General features: G+C 36.9%; 20 protein-coding genes and 1 tRNA gene. 16 read left to right on the forward strand and 5 right to left on the reverse strand.

What is annotated here, in order from left to right; genetic code table 11:
• Positions 1 to 82 precede the first annotated feature (82 nt).
• Positions 83 to 814: a murein L,D-transpeptidase catalytic domain family protein gene (locus GN157_RS15545; protein WP_317163548.1), complete on the forward strand. Its 732-nt coding sequence runs from the start codon at positions 83 to 85 to the stop codon at positions 812 to 814.
• Here GN157_RS15545 and GN157_RS15550 read toward each other — a convergent pair.
• Positions 803 to 2392, reverse strand: a complete 1590-nt coding sequence (locus GN157_RS15550; protein WP_157484418.1) for a L,D-transpeptidase family protein — start codon at positions 2390 to 2392, stop codon at positions 803 to 805. The genes GN157_RS15545 and GN157_RS15550 overlap by 12 nt on opposite strands.
• An 89-nt stretch (positions 2393 to 2481) precedes the next feature.
• Positions 2482 to 2919, reverse strand: a complete 438-nt coding sequence (locus GN157_RS15555; RefSeq protein ID WP_157484419.1) for a GNAT family N-acetyltransferase — start codon at positions 2917 to 2919, stop codon at positions 2482 to 2484.
• A 129-nt stretch (positions 2920 to 3048) separates the two neighbouring features.
• Here GN157_RS15555 and GN157_RS15560 point away from each other — a divergent pair.
• A tRNA-Gly gene (locus GN157_RS15560) sits at positions 3049 to 3121 on the forward strand.
• A gap of 82 nt (positions 3122 to 3203) precedes the next feature.
• On the opposite strand, the gene GN157_RS15565 is transcribed toward GN157_RS15560, so the two are convergent.
• Positions 3204 to 3752: a 3'-5' exonuclease gene (locus tag GN157_RS15565; RefSeq protein WP_157484420.1), complete on the reverse strand. Its 549-nt coding sequence runs from the start codon at positions 3750 to 3752 to the stop codon at positions 3204 to 3206.
• A gap of 4 nt (positions 3753 to 3756) precedes the next feature.
• Positions 3757 to 4464: a dipeptidase PepE gene (pepE, locus tag GN157_RS15570; RefSeq protein ID WP_157484421.1), complete on the reverse strand. Its 708-nt coding sequence runs from the start codon at positions 4462 to 4464 to the stop codon at positions 3757 to 3759.
• A gap of 114 nt (positions 4465 to 4578) precedes the next feature.
• Here pepE and GN157_RS15575 point away from each other — a divergent pair, with 114 nt between their 5' ends.
• The 7 genes from GN157_RS15575 to GN157_RS15605 all read left to right on the forward strand — a co-directional run bounded on the left by GN157_RS15575 (position 4579) and on the right by GN157_RS15605 (position 10737).
• The gene (locus GN157_RS15575) at positions 4579 to 5382 is read left to right on the forward strand and encodes a hypothetical protein (protein WP_157484422.1); all 804 of its coding nucleotides are present in this window, start codon (positions 4579 to 4581) and stop codon (positions 5380 to 5382) included.
• Positions 5372 to 6124: a hypothetical protein gene (locus tag GN157_RS15580; protein WP_157484423.1), complete on the forward strand. Its 753-nt coding sequence runs from the start codon at positions 5372 to 5374 to the stop codon at positions 6122 to 6124. Before GN157_RS15575 ends, GN157_RS15580 begins: the two co-directional genes overlap by 11 nt.
• A gap of 75 nt (positions 6125 to 6199) precedes the next feature.
• Positions 6200 to 6976: a carboxypeptidase-like regulatory domain-containing protein gene (locus GN157_RS15585; RefSeq protein WP_157484424.1), complete on the forward strand. Its 777-nt coding sequence runs from the start codon at positions 6200 to 6202 to the stop codon at positions 6974 to 6976.
• A 45-nt stretch (positions 6977 to 7021) separates the two neighbouring features.
• Positions 7022 to 7504 carry a DUF6702 family protein gene (locus GN157_RS15590; protein WP_157484425.1) on the forward strand — a complete coding sequence of 161 codons (483 nt, stop codon included), beginning with the start codon at positions 7022 to 7024 and terminating at the stop codon, positions 7502 to 7504.
• A gap of 3 nt (positions 7505 to 7507) precedes the next feature.
• Complete coding sequence (locus GN157_RS15595) at positions 7508 to 9739, forward strand: M1 family metallopeptidase (RefSeq protein WP_157484426.1); 2232 nt, start codon at positions 7508 to 7510, stop codon at positions 9737 to 9739.
• A gap of 93 nt (positions 9740 to 9832) precedes the next feature.
• Complete coding sequence (locus GN157_RS15600; protein WP_157484427.1) at positions 9833 to 10144, forward strand: Sec-independent protein translocase subunit TatA/TatB; 312 nt, start codon at positions 9833 to 9835, stop codon at positions 10142 to 10144.
• Positions 10144 to 10737 carry a phosphatase PAP2 family protein gene (locus GN157_RS15605; RefSeq protein ID WP_157484428.1) on the forward strand — a complete coding sequence of 198 codons (594 nt, stop codon included), beginning with the start codon at positions 10144 to 10146 and terminating at the stop codon, positions 10735 to 10737. The genes GN157_RS15600 and GN157_RS15605 overlap by 1 nt, the downstream gene beginning before the upstream one ends.
• On the opposite strand, the gene GN157_RS15610 is transcribed toward GN157_RS15605, so the two are convergent.
• On the reverse strand, positions 10714 to 11355 hold the full coding sequence (locus GN157_RS15610; RefSeq protein WP_157484429.1) for an O-methyltransferase: 642 nt from the start codon (positions 11353 to 11355) through the stop codon (positions 10714 to 10716). The genes GN157_RS15605 and GN157_RS15610 overlap by 24 nt on opposite strands.
• Positions 11356 to 11531: 176 nt before the next feature.
• On the opposite strand from GN157_RS15610, the gene GN157_RS15615 reads away from it, so the two are divergent.
• From GN157_RS15615 to GN157_RS15645, 7 genes are all read left to right on the forward strand, one after another.
• A complete protein-coding gene (locus GN157_RS15615; protein WP_157484430.1) occupies positions 11532 to 13208 on the forward strand; it encodes a T9SS type A sorting domain-containing protein in 1677 nt (558 codons plus the stop codon).
• An 87-nt stretch (positions 13209 to 13295) separates the two neighbouring features.
• On the forward strand, positions 13296 to 14351 hold the full coding sequence (gene rlmN / locus GN157_RS15620; protein WP_157484431.1) for a 23S rRNA (adenine(2503)-C(2))-methyltransferase RlmN: 1056 nt from the start codon (positions 13296 to 13298) through the stop codon (positions 14349 to 14351).
• Between the two features lie 74 nt (positions 14352 to 14425).
• Positions 14426 to 15403 (forward strand): polyprenyl synthetase family protein, encoded by a 978-nt coding sequence (locus GN157_RS15625; RefSeq protein WP_157484432.1) that lies wholly within the window; start codon positions 14426 to 14428, stop codon positions 15401 to 15403.
• Positions 15404 to 15551: 148 nt separating this feature from the next.
• Positions 15552 to 16112: an RNA polymerase sigma factor gene (locus GN157_RS15630; RefSeq protein WP_157484433.1), complete on the forward strand. Its 561-nt coding sequence runs from the start codon at positions 15552 to 15554 to the stop codon at positions 16110 to 16112.
• A complete protein-coding gene (locus GN157_RS15635) occupies positions 16099 to 16812 on the forward strand; it encodes a hypothetical protein (RefSeq protein ID WP_157484434.1) in 714 nt (237 codons plus the stop codon). Before GN157_RS15630 ends, GN157_RS15635 begins: the two co-directional genes overlap by 14 nt.
• Before the next feature lie 31 nt (positions 16813 to 16843).
• On the forward strand, positions 16844 to 17887 hold the full coding sequence (locus tag GN157_RS15640; protein ID WP_157484435.1) for a hypothetical protein: 1044 nt from the start codon (positions 16844 to 16846) through the stop codon (positions 17885 to 17887).
• 192 nt (positions 17888 to 18079) lie between these two features.
• Positions 18080 to 18394 (forward strand): hypothetical protein, encoded by a 315-nt coding sequence (locus GN157_RS15645; RefSeq protein ID WP_157484436.1) that lies wholly within the window; start codon positions 18080 to 18082, stop codon positions 18392 to 18394.
• Positions 18395 to 18436: the final 42 nt, after the last annotated feature.

The following is an 18436-nucleotide window of genomic DNA, read 5'->3' on the forward strand; positions in this document are numbered from 1 at the left end:
ACTGATTTTAACACTGTTGGTGTTTTTTGTTTAGAAAACTTTAATTTATTTTAGCCAACCTGTTAGAAACACAAAACTATTAATGAAGATGATTTACAACTTTTTTACCTCTATTTTATTTTTACTGTCAGCTGTAAACTCACCTGTTACTATTACCACCAATACCAAAACTGTTTCTGAAACCAAAGCTGCACCACTTGTTGCCGAAGCTACTACAGTAGCAACTGCAAGCGGAGTGTATAGCCAGCTTGATGCTAATTCCCTTTCCTTACCGGATTATGAATCGTTTGAAAGAGCTTTTGAAGGCTATGTACTTTTAAAGGAGCAGGGTAAAATTAAAAAAGACTTACTTACACTTGTTGATTTCAGCAAGTCATCTAATACCAAAAGACTTTGGATTATTGATATGAGTACCAAAACCGTATTGTATAACACCCTTGTGGCTCACGGAAGAAACAGTGGTAATGAGTTTGCTACTGCTTTCTCTAACGCTGCTAACTCTAATAAGAGTAGTTTAGGTTTTTATGCAACGGGAGAAGTTTACATAGGTAAGCACGGTACCTCACTTCGTCTTGACGGACTTGAAAAAGGAATTAACAGTAATGCCCGTAGCAGAGCTGTAGTGATTCATGGTGCTGATTATGTAAGCGAAGGTTTTATCAAGCAACATAAAAGACTGGGGAGAAGCTTAGGTTGCCCTGCGCTTCCTAACAGGATATCTAAAGAGGTGATTGATCTTATCAAAGGGAAATCATGCCTGTTTATCTATCACCCGTCTAAAAACTATGTTTCTACGTCAAAATTAGTTTCTTAATTTTTGATAGAGCACTTTATCCAGATTGTAAATATCGTTTCTAAACTGTAGGCCGTTCTTATCCATCCAGGCGGTCCAGTATAGCTGATGCACGTTATTAGTGTTTTTAAGGTAAATCTTTTCGGTTTCACCTTCGGCTATCATTTCGTTTAGCTTATCGGTATTCCATTCGCTGTCTTCTTTAGATAGTATTTTTTCAGCCAGTTCTAATGGGTTTTGTACCCGTATGCACCCGGAGCTTAAAGCACGATGAGATCTGCTGAACATTTCCCTGTGGTTGGTGTCATGCAGGTATACTGAAAATCGGTTATAGTAATTAAACTTGATATTGCCTAAGGCATTACTATTTCCCGGGTTTTGTACATATCTGTAAGTGTCCGCAAGTTTTGGATTCCATTCCTCGGGGGATACCTCGTTATTCTCCTTATCAAAAATTCGCATGTTATTTTCTGTAAAATAATTAAGGTCAGCCTTGGCTTTTGGGGTAAGATCTTTCTCGAGTATAGTGGGGGGTACGGTCCATGTAGGGTTAATAACAAGGTAATTCATTTTTGAATCCAGTACAGGTGTAGGTCTGTCGGGTTTTCCAACTACTACTCTGTGGGTTGCAATGGTGTCATTGTTGTTAACAAAAGCCAGAGTGTAATCAGGTATGTTGATAATAACAGCGCTTTGTCCAAAATCGTGTGTGAACCATCTCCATCGTTCCAGGTTCACAATAACCTGTTCTTTTCGTTCTTCAAGTGATATATTTAAAGCTTCGGCAGTTTTTTTACCTACAACACCGTCAGGATAAAAACCGTGTCTTTGCTGAAATTTTTTAACTGCCTCAATGGCTTTGACGTCATACACGCAGGTAATACTATCGCTAACTTCAAGGTCTTTCCAGTAGGTAAGCCTTTTTTTAATTAGTATTACCTGAGGGAGGGAGTCATTCTCCTTAACAGATTCTTCAATAATTATTTTTTCCAGATTACTGTCGTCCGGAAGACTGTTAAGGTAAGCCAGGCTTTTGCGTAAACTCTCATACATTTTATGAGGAGGCCTGCAGCGATCCATAATTTTATCAACTGTGTGATTATTAAGAGCCTCTTCAAGCAGCGGGTTTATGTCTAGCTCTTTTTGCTGTAATGCCCAGTCTTCATAAATTCCGGTTGCTTCAGTTTTACCCTTAAATAAGTGTAGTGCCAGTTTGTAAAACGACTGTGTTAACAATAAATCGTATGCCATACTCTCTTTACCCGAGAGGCTTTTGTTTTTTTCAAAGGCAGCAAGCGTGTTATAGTTATAGTCGTTTGGCTGCAGGCCATCCTGTTTTGAAGCGGCTATGCAAAGCAATAGGGTTTTCCTGTCGCTTTCATTAGCCCACAAGGCGTTATAGTTTTTGTTTTTATAATAACTTTTTATCTCTGCTGTTTCTTTACTAAAGTAACTACTGTCTATCGTAAAGGTTTTGTTATTGGGATGAAGTATTATCACTTCGGCTTTTGCGGCGGGCAAATTTTTGCCTGTGTGAGGGTCTTTAGCGCACCCTAACAACAAAAGCGTAAAGCCTGTTATTAAGACTTTTGAAATCATGGGGTTGAGGTTTGTAATAAAATTACAAAATTAAGCTATATAACTATATCGTTTTAGTTAAATAATCATTGTTTTTATCTAAATATCAGCTAAATGTATTTAAACATTACATAATGTGGGCCTACATCGGGGATTGTGAAAATATCTCCTGCAATTTCATAACCTGCTTTTTTGTAAAAGCCAACGGCAACTTCGCGGGCATTAAACCAAATTACATCTGCATTGAGATTTGCAGCATGTTTTTCGGCGGCAGACAATAACATATCGCCCAATCCTTTTTTCTGATGGGTTGCTAAAACTGCCATACCACGCAGTTGGTATTGTGTACTTCCTTTAATATCCGGAGAGCTAGAGCGGAATAAAGAGGCGATTCCTACCAGGTTGTTATTGTCAAAAACACCAAAGTGGGTGGTAGAAGGGAGGTCGTCTCCGGGGAAAATACATGACTCAATAGGTTTTTCGGGTCTTAAAACCGGTTGTCTTACAGGATAAGTTTCCTGAGAACTAATTTGTTTTACAGAATACATTAAAATTTTTTTTACGGTAACAAATTAATAATAAATATTTTAAGTAATAATGCGGGTTAAGGATAAAAATTTTTTTAAAAAAAGCTTGCATCTGTCAAATCTTATTGCGTATATTTGCACCACAATAATGCGGAAGTAGCTCAGTTGGTAGAGCTCCAGCCTTCCAAGCTGGTTGTCGCGAGTTCGAGCCTCGTCTTCCGCTCAAAACCAAAACCCGATCTGAAAAGACCGGGTTTTTTGTTTATAGAAGTTTGTAAAAAAATAAAGCAGCCTTTTGGGCTGCTTTATTTTTTTAATATACTGTTGAGTATTTTAGCAATGTTTTTTGCATCGTCAACACCGCGGTGGTGTGTGCCTTCCAGCGGAATATTAAGTATTGATAATGCTCCTGCCATTCCCTGCTCGTGTTGCAGTTGGTGCTTAAGGGCAAATAATGTTTTTACATTAATATGTGAAGGTCCAAACGGATACCCTATGTTAAGAGCGGTGCATTGTTTTTGGAACTGCTTTAAGTCGTAAGCGCCAAAACTTGCCCATGCACGGCTTTGTGAAAGGTATTCTTTACGTAAAATTTTACAGGCTTCACTAAAGGGTATACCTTCTTGGTCTACCATTTCCTGAGTTATAGTGGTTAGTTCGGTACAAAACAGACTAACAGTACTGCGTTCGGGTTTAACAATTATACCTCTGTTATCGGTAATTTCACCGGTAACGGTATCTAAAAGACAAATGCCTATTTCTATAATATCATTTGTCATACCCTCGGGTAAAGGGCCGTTCCAGCAGGTAGCTTCAATATCTACTACCAGTATCTTGTCTAATTTTTGTGCCATTTTTTTATTTAAGCCATGATAAATCGGTTCCGGTGGCTATTTCCTCCGGTGGTGTGTTTTGTCTAAACAGGCGCGCGTCAAGTTCGCCTCTTAATGTAGTGGTGTCACCTTTTACTTCCAGCCAGCTACCTTCCCTAAGTCCTAATACAGGCTGTGGGTTAAAGTGATGAAACTCATTAATACGGGTTTCACGGGTTTCTCCCATGTGTGTTGAGCCGGCTATAGGGTCAAGGTAATGCGGATTGATATTAAACGGAACCAGTGCCAGAGTATCAAAACTTGGAGGATAGATAATAGGCATGTCGTTTGTGGTTTCCATTGTAAGTCCGCAAATGTTACTGCCTGCACTAGTGCCTAAATAAGGCGTTCCGTTTCCAACAGCAGTTTTAACAACCTCCATAACTTTGTTTTGGTAAAGTTGTGTAACCAGTAAAAAGGTGTTTCCGCCACCCGTAAAAATAGCCTCAGCATTTTGTACGGCTGTTACAGGGTTTTCAAACTCATGTATTCCTTTTACTTCAATGCCAAGCTTTCCAAAGAATTCGGCAGCTTTTTGGGTGTACTCATCATGAGTTATACCGCCTGGCCTTGCATAAGGTATAAAAAGTAAGGTGCTACAGTTTTTAAAATGTTCTTTAAGTGTTTCGGTAAGATATTCAAGGTAAGTGCCGCCGTGTAAAGTGGAGGTACTTGCAATAATTATTTTTTTCATTCGTTTTATGTGTTGTAACAAAAGGTAAAGTTACAAAGATTTTTAAGCTGAGAGAGTGGCTTTTACTTTACACTTTATCTTTTTTACTCACCATCACTTTATTATACTATACTATTGAAAAGGATAATTTTTCTGTTTACACTTGTTATTACCGCATTACCCGCTATTTCTCAGGAAGCCGAAATCAAACAGCTAAAGGGTAAAATAAAATCGACTGCCGATGATCTTGAAGGAATTTATGTGGTGAACAAAACCAGTGGTGCTTATGTTACCACGGCTCGCGGCGGATATTTCTCGCTTATGGTTAAACCTAAGGATACTCTTATTTTTTCGGCTATACAAATTGTGGGTAGGGAGTATGAGGTACAGCAGGAAAATATTGATAGCGAACTTTTTATTATTGAGCTTGAGGCAATGGTTACCGAGCTTGATGAACTTGTTATAGAGAATTACGGTAATATAACTTCAGAATCTTTAGGGCTTGTACCGAAAGGACAAAAGCGTAACACTCCTGCCGAGAGAAAGCTATATACCGCAAGCAATGGTCTTGACGGATTTATAAACGCATTAAACGGGAAAAAGAAAGCCTTGTTAAAAGCTGTAGAGTATGAGAAAAAAGAGCAACTCATGGCTAAAATTAATTACATTTATACCGAAGAAGAAATCGTTAAAGAGTTTAAGGTTCCTAAAGATTATGTAGGTGGATTTATATACTATGCAGTTGAAGATAAGAATTTTGCTAAAACAATAAGAGAAAAGGATGATGTACACGCTAAGTTTTTAATGACACAACTGGCAATAAGGTATGTTTCATTGCTAAAGCAGGATGGCGTGGTAGATGAGAACGGAGCTTTAATAGAGTTAGACACCTTGCAACAAACCAAACCAAATACCAATATTGAAAAAGATGAAAACTAAACTTTTACTCCTGTCTTTTTTATTTACTCTGATTAATTATGCGCAGGAGCGACAGCTTATAAAAGGCAGAGTAGTGGCAGGAGGTATTCCTGTATCGCAAAGAGGGGTGGTGAATCTTAATTCCAGGACAGATACTAAGTCTGATACTCTTGGTAATTTTAAAATAATGGCTATGGTGACTGATACTATAGTTGTGCAAACCAGTAGTTATTATACGCGTCGGGTTGTGGTGCGCGAAAAAGATTTAAAGCAAATGCTTGTTGTAGATTTAGGTTCTTTTGAACTTGAAGAAGTGGTTATTGATAAATATGGAGATATTAATGCCGAAAGTTTAGGGCTGGTGCCTAAAGGGCAAAAACAATATACCCGTGCCGAAAAAAAGCTTTTTACAGCCGGAGAGATAAAATCGGTTTGGGATGTGGTAGCTATGGTTTTAGGTATGGCATCTCTGGATGCAATAATAAATGCAATAACAGGAAGAACCAAGGTGCTTAAAAAAGAACTGGAGTATGAAACAAAATCTACAGCTATGACTCAAATCTACTCGTTGTATACAGAAGAAGATATTAATACTAAGCTGAGTGTTCCTAAAGAGTATGTGGGTGGTTTTGTTTATTATGCGGTAGAAAATAGCGATGTGCTAATGGCGATTAGTGAAAATAATGATGAAAAGGCAAAATTCCTGTTAAGGAATCTTGCTTTTAAATATCTTGAAATACTGAAGGGAAATGAAGAGGAGTAAACATAATCTTAATACTATTTAATATCTAATTTTTGTATCTTTATATACAAGCTCTCCCAATTAAAAATCCTGACCATGAAAAAGTTTTTCTTCTTATTACTTATTACGTTTTTACCAGCTGTTGTTTTTTCACAGGGCGGAGGGAGGAAAATACTCCGCGGACAAATGGTGGCCGATTCCATTAAGGTAGAGTATATAACCGTACTTAATAAAAACACTAATATTAAGGCGATAACCGATGATAATGGTTATTTTACCATATATGCCCAACCGGCAGATACTTTATATTTTTCCAGTATAAGTTTTAGGCCTGCGGTTTTAGTTTTGGATAAGAGTCATTTTGTGGAAAAAAAACTGGTTATGAGAATGGAACCTAACATAACCGTATTAGATGAAATAGTTATTATTCCGCTTACGGGTAATCTTGAAGAGGACAGTAAGGATATAAAAACACGCAAGTTTACCTCTGATTTAAACTCAAAACTACTTACAGAAGGACTTAATGTAGAAGACCAGATTCCGGTTAATCCTGCTTTTCCAAGCAATGAAAGACGATTGCCGGGTATAGATTTTATTAAGGTTTATGATTTGATTTTTAAACCCAGGAAAAAAGAAAAAGATATGGCTAAAGAGTACTTGCAGGGCAGGACTTTTAGCGAGCTGGTACAGGAGAGGTATACGTACTACTTTTTCACTGAAACCCTAAAACTAAAGCATGAGGAGATAGGGCTTTTTCTGGCTTTTGCCGATGAAGGTAAAGAATCAGCATTGCTTTTAGCTCCCGATAAGGAGTTTGAACTTACAGGGTATTTACTTAAAAAAGGCGAAGAGTATCATAAAAGGGAGAAATAAAATAAGTTTTATTACATTTGGAACGTGAAGGTTATAATCCGATATATGTTCCTTTTTATGCTTGCCGGGCTGCTTACTGCTGCTGCGGCACATAAATACTATGTGGCTGTTTTTTTAGTAGAGCATGCGCCTGCTAAAAAACAACTTCAAATTACAGCCCGTGTTTTTATAGACGATCTTGATACAGCCCTTTCTAAAAAAAACGGTAAAGAATTATACCTGGCAACCAAAAAAGAAGTTCCGGGTATGGATGATTACCTTGCAGCATATTTTTCCGAAAAAATAAAAATTAAGGTAAACGGTCGTGAAAAACCAATTAGTTTTTTAGGACACGAAATAGAGGATGACGTACTAATAGGTTACTTTACCGTAGAGGCAAAAGGTAAATTAAAAGACCTTGAAATAAAAAACACACTCTTGTTTGAATCATTCCCTGATCAGCAAAATATCATAAATACTAATATTAACAGTAACAAAAAGAGTCTTTTGCTTACTAATGATAGTCCTACGGGGAATTTACAATTTTAGATTATGAAAAAAATACTATATCTGTTGGCCATATTGGCAACGGCACAGCTATCTGCACAAGATGCTCCTAAAAAAGAAAAAGGGCATTATGATACTAACAGGTTTAGCCAAATGTATGACTTAATGGCTACCCCAAACGGTTACCGTACCGCATCGGGTGCGCCGGGACCTGATTACTATCAGCAGCAGGCCGATTATAAAATGGATATTGAGCTTGATGATAAAAATACAAAGCTTTATGGTACAGAAACCATAACCTATCATAATAATGCGCCCGAAGATTTAGAGTACTTATGGGTACAGTTGGATCAAAACAGGAGATCAAGAACTTCACAGTCGCCTCTTGCCGAAAATCAGCATATAGGGAAAGCGTATAAAGCAGATAACTTTTCCCGTAGTTTTATGGAGGAAGGTTTTGACGGAGGTTTTAAAATAGAGTATGTTAAAGATGCTTCGGGCAAGCCTTTAAACTATGTGATAAATGAAACCATGATGAGAATAAATTTGCCTAAGCCGTTAAAATCGGGTGAGACGGTGTCTTTTTCTATTAAATGGTGGTATAATATTAATAACTACAGAAAAATAGGCGGACGCTCAGGGTACGAACACTTTGATAAAGATGGTAACAACCTTTATGTAATAGCACAGTTTTATCCAAGAATGGCGGTTTATAACGATGTGGAAGGATGGCAAAACATGCAGTTTTGGGGTGCAGGAGAGTTTGCACTGCCGTTTGGAAATTTTGAAGTAAATATTACAGTACCTGCAGATCACGTTATGGAAGCTACTGGGGAGCTAAGTAACAGGGCAGATGTATTTACCCGTGAGCAGGTAAAACGATATGAGCAGGCTACAAAAAGCTTTGATAATCCTGTGGTTATTGTAACACAGGAGGAGGCCGAAGCGGCTGAAAAAGGTTTTAGCGATAAAAAGAAAACATGGAAGTTTAAGGCCGATAACGTAAGGGATTTTGCCTTCTCTACTTCAAGAAAGTTTATTTATGACGCTATGGCAGTGCAGCTGTCGGGTAAAACGGCAATGGCAGTATCTGTTTACCCTAAGGAGAGTAACCCTTTATGGGGCGACAGGTCTACAAGGGTTGTGGCGCACACTATTAAAACCTATTCAAAATATACGTTTGATTATCCTTACCCTAAAGCGGTTTCGGTTTCGGCAGAAGATCAGGGAATGGAATACCCAATGATTTGCTGGAATTACGGTCGCCCTGATGCTAACGGTTTTGTTAGTGAAAGGATAAAATATGGTATGACCAGTGTTATTATACATGAGGTGGGACATAACTTTTTCCCTATGATTGTGAACTCTGACGAAAGACAGTGGACCTGGATGGACGAAGGGCTTAATACTTTCCTGGAGTATTTAACTGAACAGGAATTTGAAAAAGATTATCCGTCACACAGAGGGCCGGCAGCTAAAATTGTTCCTTACATGAGTGGTGATCAAAACTTTTTAACACCTGTTATGACTAATTCAGAACTTATTTATCAGTTTGGTTCTAATGCTTATGCCAAGCCGGCAACAGGTCTTAATATGTTGAGAGAGGTAGTAATGGGGCATGAACTGTTTGATTATGCATTTAAAACCTATGCCAACCGCTGGAAGTTTAAGCATCCTACACCTGAAGATTTTTTCAGGACAATGGAAGATGCATCGGCAGTAGATCTTGACTGGTTTTGGAGAGGATGGTTCTATTCTACAGATTATGTGGATATAGGCATTGAAGATGTAAAAGAGTTTTATGTAACCGATGACAGGCCTGAAGGAATGGAAGATTATTCTGTTAGAAAAGGAAGATTTGGCAGAGATAATGGTCCGTTTGTTTACATGGTTGATGAGAAATCTAAAAAGACTAAAAAAGCAGAAGATATTAAGTTGCTTAAAAATTACATAGACGATAACTTTTCGGCAGCCGAGAAAGCACAGCTTAAAAAACCAAGTTATTTTTATGAGGTGACATTTAATAAGCCTGGAGATATGCTAATGCCTATACTGGTAAGGCTTACTTTTGAAGACGGTACTACCGAAGATTATAAATTCCCGGTACAAATTTGGCGTAAAAACAACCAAACGGCTGCCCGTGTATTTGCTACAGAAAAACAGGTTAAGAAAATTGTGGTTGACCCAGAGCTTTTAACTGCTGATATTGATGTTACAAACAATACCTGGCCTAAAGAGGAGGTGCAGTCTAAGTTTGACCAGTTTGAAGGTAAGTAATAGTTAAAATGCGGTAAAAAATCCAGATTTAAACATCTGGAAAAGGTTTAGCTACGTATTTATAATTACATTTGTAGTATAAAATCTCATAATATGTTTGGAATAGGAGGAGGAGAACTTTTCTTCGTTATACTTGTGGTACTCATGCTTTTTGGGTCTGATAAGATTCCTGAAATAGCCCGTTCATTAGGTAAGGGTATGAAGCAGCTTAAGAACGCAACTAACGAAATTAAGTCGGAGATTAATAAGAATGCCGATTTTAACGATATCAAAAATACATTTAACGATGTTCGTTCTGATGTTACATCGCACACAAAAAATTTAGGGAATAATATTACAGAAGAAATAAATCAGGTTAAGGAGAATATTGAAGATGCTTCTGGACCTATAAAACGTATGAGATAATGCTTGATTCTCTTATTGAATTAGACAAAAATCTATTAATTTACCTAAATTCACTTGGAACACCGGCTTTTGATGGTTTTTGGCTTTTTATAACAAAGCAGTTAAACTGGATTCCGGTATTTCTTTTCCTTTTATATCTTACGTTTAAAAACCTGGGTTGGAGAAATACCGTTTTGGTAATAATAATGTTGTCGTTATTAATAACCCTTACAGACCAGACTACTAATTTATTTAAAAATACAGTACAACGATTAAGGCCTCTTAATAACCCGGATATAGCAGGATTTGTAAGAGGCTTTAAGTACAGCTCGTCCTATAGCTTTTTCTCCGGTCATGCTTCTAACTCCATGGCATGTGCTTTCTTTTTGTATCATGTTTTAAAGCCTCATGTTAAGCACATGTGGATTATTTTCCTGTGGCCATTAATATTTGCTTACAGCAGGATATATTTGGCACTTCATTATCCGGGAGATATACTTTCTGGATTTGTTTGGGGTATATTTACCTCTTCGCTGTTATTAATGTTATATCGCTTTTTACGAAAGTTCCTTCCCAAAAATCAGCAGGGTTTAGATAATCCTGCTAACAGTTAATCCGTCTCTTATTGGTAAAAGTACGGTTTCTACCCTAGGATCGTCTTTAAGTAATTTATTATACTCCAGTAATACCTTAGTACTTATATCATTCGGTTTTAGTTCTTCAAGTACTTTACCGCTCCAAAGTACGTTGTCAGATAGTATAATTCCGCCTTTGTTCATTAGGGGTACTATCATATTAAAGTAGTGAATGTAGTTTTCCTTGTCGGCATCAATAAATACAAGATCAAACTTTTTGTTTAGTGTAGGGATAATATCAAGGGCACTTCCTAAATGCTGGTGTATTTGATTTTTATAATCGCTAAGGTCAAAATATTTTCTTTGAAAATCAACCAGTTCCTCATTTACATCTATAGTGTCCAGTTCACCGCCAGGAGCCAATCCTTCGGCAAGGCATAATGCTGCATAGCCCGTATAAGTGCCAATTTCCAGTATATTTTTTGGGTTAACAAGTTTAGAGATCATGCTAAGTACCCTTCCCTGAAAATGCCCGCTAAGCATTCTTGGCTGTAATATTTTTTGATGTGTTTCCCTGTTTAGCCTCTGTAGTAAATCAGGTTCGTTTTCACTATGTTGAGCTGCGTAATCTTCCAGTTCTTCAGAAATAAAATGCATAAGTTCCTTTTTTAAATATATAACAAAAATAGGCAAAAAATGGAGTTCCTTGTTTATAGTATATAGAACTGCTAGCGGTGAATATATGCTTTTAACATGTTAAAAAGAGTTGTAACTGTTAAAAAGCAAACATATAAGCCTTATTTTAGCTGTTCCATATAAACCATAAATTAAAAATGAAAAGAATACTTACTTTGCTTTTTATTAGCGTATTTGCTTTTTGTGAGGCGCAAATATCTAATGATTTTACTCCCGTAAGCTGGGAGGTTCAAAATATGGATGGTGTCGCTCCTGTTGTTATGCCTTCTGTAAATCTTGATGCTTTAAGAAAGGAAGATGAGGTTAACGATAAGCGAAAAGATATTCCATACAGATTTGGTTATGAGTTTTTAGTAGACTATAACCTGGCTAACAGTGGTAGCTGGCAAACACTTGAGAATGGAGATCGTATTTGGAGAATACGTTTTTACTCTGAAGGTGCTAAATCAATGAATTTTGTGTTTAGTGATTTTTATATGCCCGAAGGAGCAAGTCTTTGCCTTTACAGTAATGACAGAAAGGATGTACTTGGGGCTTATGATGAAAAACAAAACAACCCTGAAAGAGTTTTGGGTACATGGCTGGTAACCGGAGACGATATCTGGTTAGAATATTATGAGCCAAAAGCTCAAAAAAATAAAGGAAAACTTGAGCTTTATAAGTTAATTCATGGTTACAGAACTTCAAACGATATATTGAAAAATACTAATGACCTTGGTAGTGCAGGTAACTGTCATTATGATGTAAACTGTACTATGGGTAGCGGTATTGATGATTTAAAAGATATAAACAAAAAGTCGGTTGCAATGATAATTGTAGGAGGCGGTCTATGTACAGGAGCATTAATAAATAATACCAATAACGATGGTACTCCTTACTTTTTAACGGCAAACCACTGTTACCAATCTTCGGGCGGAACCAGTTCACCATCGGGATGGGCTTTTAGGTTTAACTGGATTAGTACTTCACCGTCGTGTGCAACATATGGCGGAAGTATTAGTAACTCTGATTTTCATACAGTAAGTGGAGCTCAGTTAAAAGCAAATCGTATAGGTAGTGATTTTTGTCTTGTACAAATAACAGGTCCTATTGATCCAAACTGGGGTTTGATTTATGCTGGCTGGGACAGGAGTGTTACTGCGCCAACTAAAACTTTTGGTATACATCACCCGGCGGGTGATATTATGAAAGTATCGTTAGATAATAATACACCTTCCTCAACAGTTACACAGGTTCAATCGTATGGAGATGTTCAGGTATGGGAAATAGCGAGTTGGGATAAAGGTGTTACCGAAGGTGGTTCATCTGGCTCCCCTTTATTTGATAATAACGGAAGGATAAGAGGGCAGCTTCTTGGTGGAGATTCTGAATGTAATTTGAATACACAAACATGGGAAACCACTACACAATCTAATGGTCTTGGAGATGTTTATGGAAGGTTCAATGTTTCGTGGAATACGGGAGGCTCATCGTCAAGCAGGCTTAAAGACTGGTTAGATCCTTCCGGTACAAATGTAATGATGCTTGATTATTATGATGGTACACTTGGTCTTGACAATATTGCTGCGCCTGTAAATACAATAAAAGTTTATCCTAATCCGTCAAACGGAGTGTTCACTGTTCAGTTTGCCAATACTGTTTCATCATTACAATATGAGGTGTATAATGTATTGGGTCAGGTTGTAAAAACCGGTAAGGTAACACAATCTAATAACAGTATAGACCTTTCAAACTACACTAATGGTATTTATATATTAAGAACTGTTAATGCCGATACTAACAGTGTTTACTCTCAAAAAATAGTAAAAAGATAGAGGAGAACAAGCCTTTTAAAAATAAGTTTTTAGCCCTTAATTTATTAAGGGCTAATTTTTTTAATTAATACTTGTTAACTTTGCGCCATGCAAACGCAAAAGAAAGATATAAGGGCGCTAACAAAAGAACAGATTCGTGATTTTTTTGTGGCAAATGGAGACAAGGCATTTCGCGGCAATCAGGTATATGAGTGGCTGTGGAGCAAGCGTGTACACAGTTTTGATGATATGACCAATGTGTCTAAAACAACCAGGCAAATGCTGGAAGACAACTTTGTGATTAATCATATACGGGTAGACCAAATGCAAAAAAGTAGTGATGGTACTGTAAAAAATGCCGTTCGCTTACATGACGGACTGGTGGTTGAGTCGGTGCTAATCCCTACCGAAACCCGTACTACAGCCTGTGTGTCCAGTCAGGTAGGGTGTAGTCTTGACTGTAACTTTTGTGCAACTGCAAGGCTTAAACGCATGCGTAACCTTAATCCTGATGAGATTTATGATCAGGTAGCGGCAATAGATAATGAAAGCCGACTGTATCATGACAGGCCTCTTTCCAATATTGTTTTTATGGGGATGGGAGAGCCTTTAATGAATTACAATAATGTAATTGCTGCTATAGATATGATTACATCACCCGAAGGGTTAGGAATGTCGCCTAAGCGTATTACCGTTTCTACATCGGGGGTGCCAAAAATGATTAAAAAACTGGCAGATGACGAGGTTAGGTTTAAACTGGCAGTATCACTACACTCGGCGGTAGATGAGGTTAGATCTCAAATAATGCCGTTTAGTAAAAGCTTTCCGTTAAAGGATTTAAGAGAGTCGCTGGAATATTGGTATAGTAAAACCAAAAGTCGTGTTACTTATGAGTATGTGGTTTGGAAAGGAATAAACGATTCCAAACGCGATATAGATGCACTGGTTAAGTTTTGCAAATATGTGCCGTGTAAAGTTAATCTTATTGAATACAATCCTATTGATGATGGTGAGTTCCAACAGGCATCACCACAGGCAATAGAAGATTATATTACGGCTCTTGAAAATAACGGTATAGTGGCAAAAGTTAGGCGAAGTCGCGGTAAAGATATTGATGCAGCCTGTGGTCAGCTTGCTAATAAAAATGAAGCGGCAACAAATTAATTTTGTAATAACCATGTTTTACTGCGGTTTCTTATTGTAATCACAACAAACAATTTTCTATCTTTGAAACCGCAATGAAAATCACAGAGCAAATAAAGCAGCCTATATTACAGGAGATGGAACTTTTTGAAAAGAAGTTTCATGAATCCATGTCTTCTAAGGTTGCACTGCTTAACAGAATTACTTACTACATTGTAAACCGTAAAGGGAAACAAATGCGACCTATGTTTGTTTTTCTTACCGCTAAGATGATTAGCGAAGGTACGGTTAATGAGCGTACTTATAGAGGGGCTTCGGTTATAGAGCTTATACATACAGCAACCCTGGTTCATGACGATGTAGTGGATGATAGTAATAAACGTCGTGGTTTTTTCTCCATTAATGCATTATGGAAAAATAAAATTGCCGTTTTAGTGGGTGATTATCTTTTATCAAAAGGATTATTACTCTCTATTGATAACGGAGATTTTGATTTGTTAAAAATAATATCGGTAGCTGTTAGGGAAATGAGTGAGGGAGAGCTTCTTCAAATTGAAAAAGCCCGAAGACTTGATATTACCGAAGAGGTGTATTATGAAATTATCCGTCAAAAAACTGCTACACTTATAGCTGCCTGTTGTTCACTTGGAGCCTGTTCTGTAGATCCCGATAGTGAGCATGTGGAGAAAATGAGGAAGTTTGGTGAGCTAATAGGTATGGCTTTTCAAATTAAAGATGACCTTTTTGATTATACTGATGATGCTATAGGTAAACCTACCGGTATTGATATCAAGGAACAAAAAATGACACTTCCGCTTATACATGTGCTTAATACCTGTACTAAAGACGAAAAGAAGTGGTTAATCAATTCGATTAAAAATCATAATAAAGATAAAAAGCGTGTTAAACAGGTTATAGCTTTTGTAAAAGAAAATAAAGGACTTGATTATGCCGAGAAGAAAATGGTAGAGTTCCAGCAGGAAGCCTTAATGTTGCTTTCAGATTATCCTTCTTCTCCATATAAAGATGCGCTTACCCTCATGGTAAACTACGTTATAGATAGAAAAATATAGTTTAAAGCCGCTGAATTTCAGTGGCTTTAATTTTTAATTTTATTTTTTTTTTACCTTTCATGCAACTATTTTATATAAGTACTCGTCTATGTATATAGAAGTCGGTTAAATTGTAACCACACCAAACAAACAACCAATAACCAACACTTTGAAAGTGATTGCCTTACATCAGGAAGAAAAGGATTTAATCCGCCTGGCTGTCGATAATAACCGTCACGCCCAGCACAGGATATATACTACCTATTCTCCAAAAATGTTAAGCGTGTGCAGGCAGTATATTAAAGACCTTCAACAGGCAGAAGATATTATGATTACTGCATTTATGAAGGTCTTTACAAAGCTAAAGGACTTTGAACATAAAGGTAGTTTTGAAGGCTGGATAAGAAGGGTTATGGTTAACGAATGTATATCGTATTTAAGGGTAAATAAAAAAATGAATTTCCTTGAAGACGAATACTATACCGAAGGAACGGTTAATGATGTGGAGTGGCAGCTTTCGGTAGAGGAGATACAATGTTTAATAGATAATTTACCCGAAGGTTATAAAATGGTATTTAACCTCTACATTATTGAAGGTTATAAGCACCATGAAATTGCCCAAATGTTAGGGATTAACGAAGGGACTTCAAAATCGCAGCTTTCACATGCCAGAAAAATGCTGCAGGAACAAATTAATAAATTAAAGAGTTACTCTAATGGAACCGAATAATTGGGAGAAAGAAATTAAGGAAAAGCTAAATAGCAGGGATATACAGCCTACTGATGCAGCTTGGGACAGGCTGGATGCGATGCTTTCGGTTACAGAAAAGAAAAAGGTAAAACCGGTTCGTGTATGGATGTATGCGGCAGCTGGGTTTATAGGTATACTGCTTACCGCAAGTTTGTTTTTTAAAGTGACTCAAAATCAGGAGACTGTTCCTGTAATTAATAATAATATAAATAGTTTTGTTGTAGCCCCTACAGCACCCCTTGGGACAGATAGTATTACCATAGGTAATATTTTAGATAATAATCAAAAATCAGTAGTTAAGCCTGCTACAATGGTAATCCAACAGTCTGTAGCAAATACTCAAAATCCGGTAAAAGAAAATCCGGAAAACAGGGTAAAAACAAAACATATAAATACACAACCGGGAGCAATAGCTAATAATACTTCTGATCTTGCAGTGTCGGGAACTCCTTTGTCTGTTCCGTTAACACCTGATATGGAGGCTGAAAAGCTTTTAGAGGAAACGCTGTTAAGTGTAAAACTTCCTAAAGAGAAACCAACTGTTAAGGTAAGTGCTAACTCACTACTTAATGAGGTTGAAGACCAGTTAGACAATAATTACAGAAGTAAAACATGGCAAACGATAACCGAGAAATACAATGCGGTTAAAACTTCTGTAGTGAACAGAAACATCGAATAATCTTGAAACAATACCAAAACAAAAACAGGATATGAAAACAATAATTTTTTATCTGACGGCTTTGCTATGCCTTGCTGCCAGTAAAATGGGGGCTCAGACCTTTGAAAGGAGAGCTAGGGATATTTCCTATAACATTGCCCAGATTTCCAAAGAGGAAAAAGACTCTCTTAAAATTGAGGTTGAAGAAGTAAATAAACTACTTGAAACAGATGATATAACTAAAGAGGAGGCAAATAAGAGAAAACTGGCCTTTGCCGAAAAAAGGGCTGCTAATATTGAAGAACGTGTTGCCGTAGAGCGTGAAAAACTGGATAAACTGGTGCAGGACAGAATAGATGGTAATATTGAAGAAAGCTTTCGCTCTTTTTCAATTACTTATGATCCGGGTACTGTAAAGTTTAAAAAAGATACGACTGTTACCAAAAAATATTATGAGTTTAAAAGAACTACCTCTCAGTTTGTATTTGCTTTGGGCTTTAACCGATTGATGACAGATGGTAAAGTGGATAATGACAACTATAAATTAAGATCTGATTTTTATGAATGGGGATTAACTTTTAATACCCGAATATTAAGAAATAATAATCTGCTGCATGCCAAGTACGGACTGTCTTTACAGTACAATAACCTAAGGCCGGAGGACGATAAGGTTTTTGTAACAGATGAGGGTAAAACTATTCTTGCTGATAGCGGTACTGATATCGATTTAGCCAGATTAAGGTATGTTAATCTAGTCGTTCCGGTACATTTAGAGTTTGATTTTACTAAAAAACAGGAAAATGAAGGTAAAACATATTACCCTACTTATAATAGTTTTAGAGTTGGTTTAGGTGGGTATGCCGGTGTAAATGTGAAGGAAAAACAAATTTTAAAATATGAGAATGCAGATGGTAATGATGTAAAGGAAAGACGAAGAGGTAATTATAATATAAATGATTTTGTTTACGGGCTTAGCGCATATGTTGGTTATGAGGCGATTAGTCTTTATGTTAAATATGATTTACAGCCGGTTTTCGAAAATAATGAAATAGATCAAAATAATGTATCTCTTGGCATAAGATTTGATTTCAATTAAACAAATTAGGGTTAGTTTTGTACTTCAAAAAGGCGTTTCCTTGTAATTCGGGAAGCGCTTTTTTATTTTTAACACTTTGTTAACAAAAATAAATTACGTATTTTCCACAAATGTAAATTGTATTTTCCTGCAAATGTTGTAGTGAAAACCATAATTAGTAGTTTTGCATAACAAATTTAAAAATTGATTAATATGCCAATTGACAAACACACCGGAGAATTTATCGACCTTACAGAGGCAAAAGAATTAACAAACACTTATCAGGCTGCATTCCCTACTGAGCCTAAATGTTTCTTTTTAGGAAGCGACAAAATACAATCAGTTATAGATCAGGAGGGTTGTGTAGGGATACGTATGTATAGAGCTTTTGATGTAGTAAGGAATGAACAGAATGTTGTTATTGTAGGAGTAAATGCAAACGGTAACGATATGACAGATGGTTTGCTTTTAGATAGGGCAGAAAAGTGTCCAAATGTTTGTGACACTACAAGTCCTTTGTCAAATTAAAAATCACAAAAAAATAATGACAGTGCAGGGTTTTTTCTGCAT

This window comes from Flavobacterium rakeshii, assembly GCF_009741375.1.
Classification (GTDB): Bacteria; Bacteroidota; Bacteroidia; order Flavobacteriales; family Flavobacteriaceae; genus Flavobacterium; species Flavobacterium rakeshii.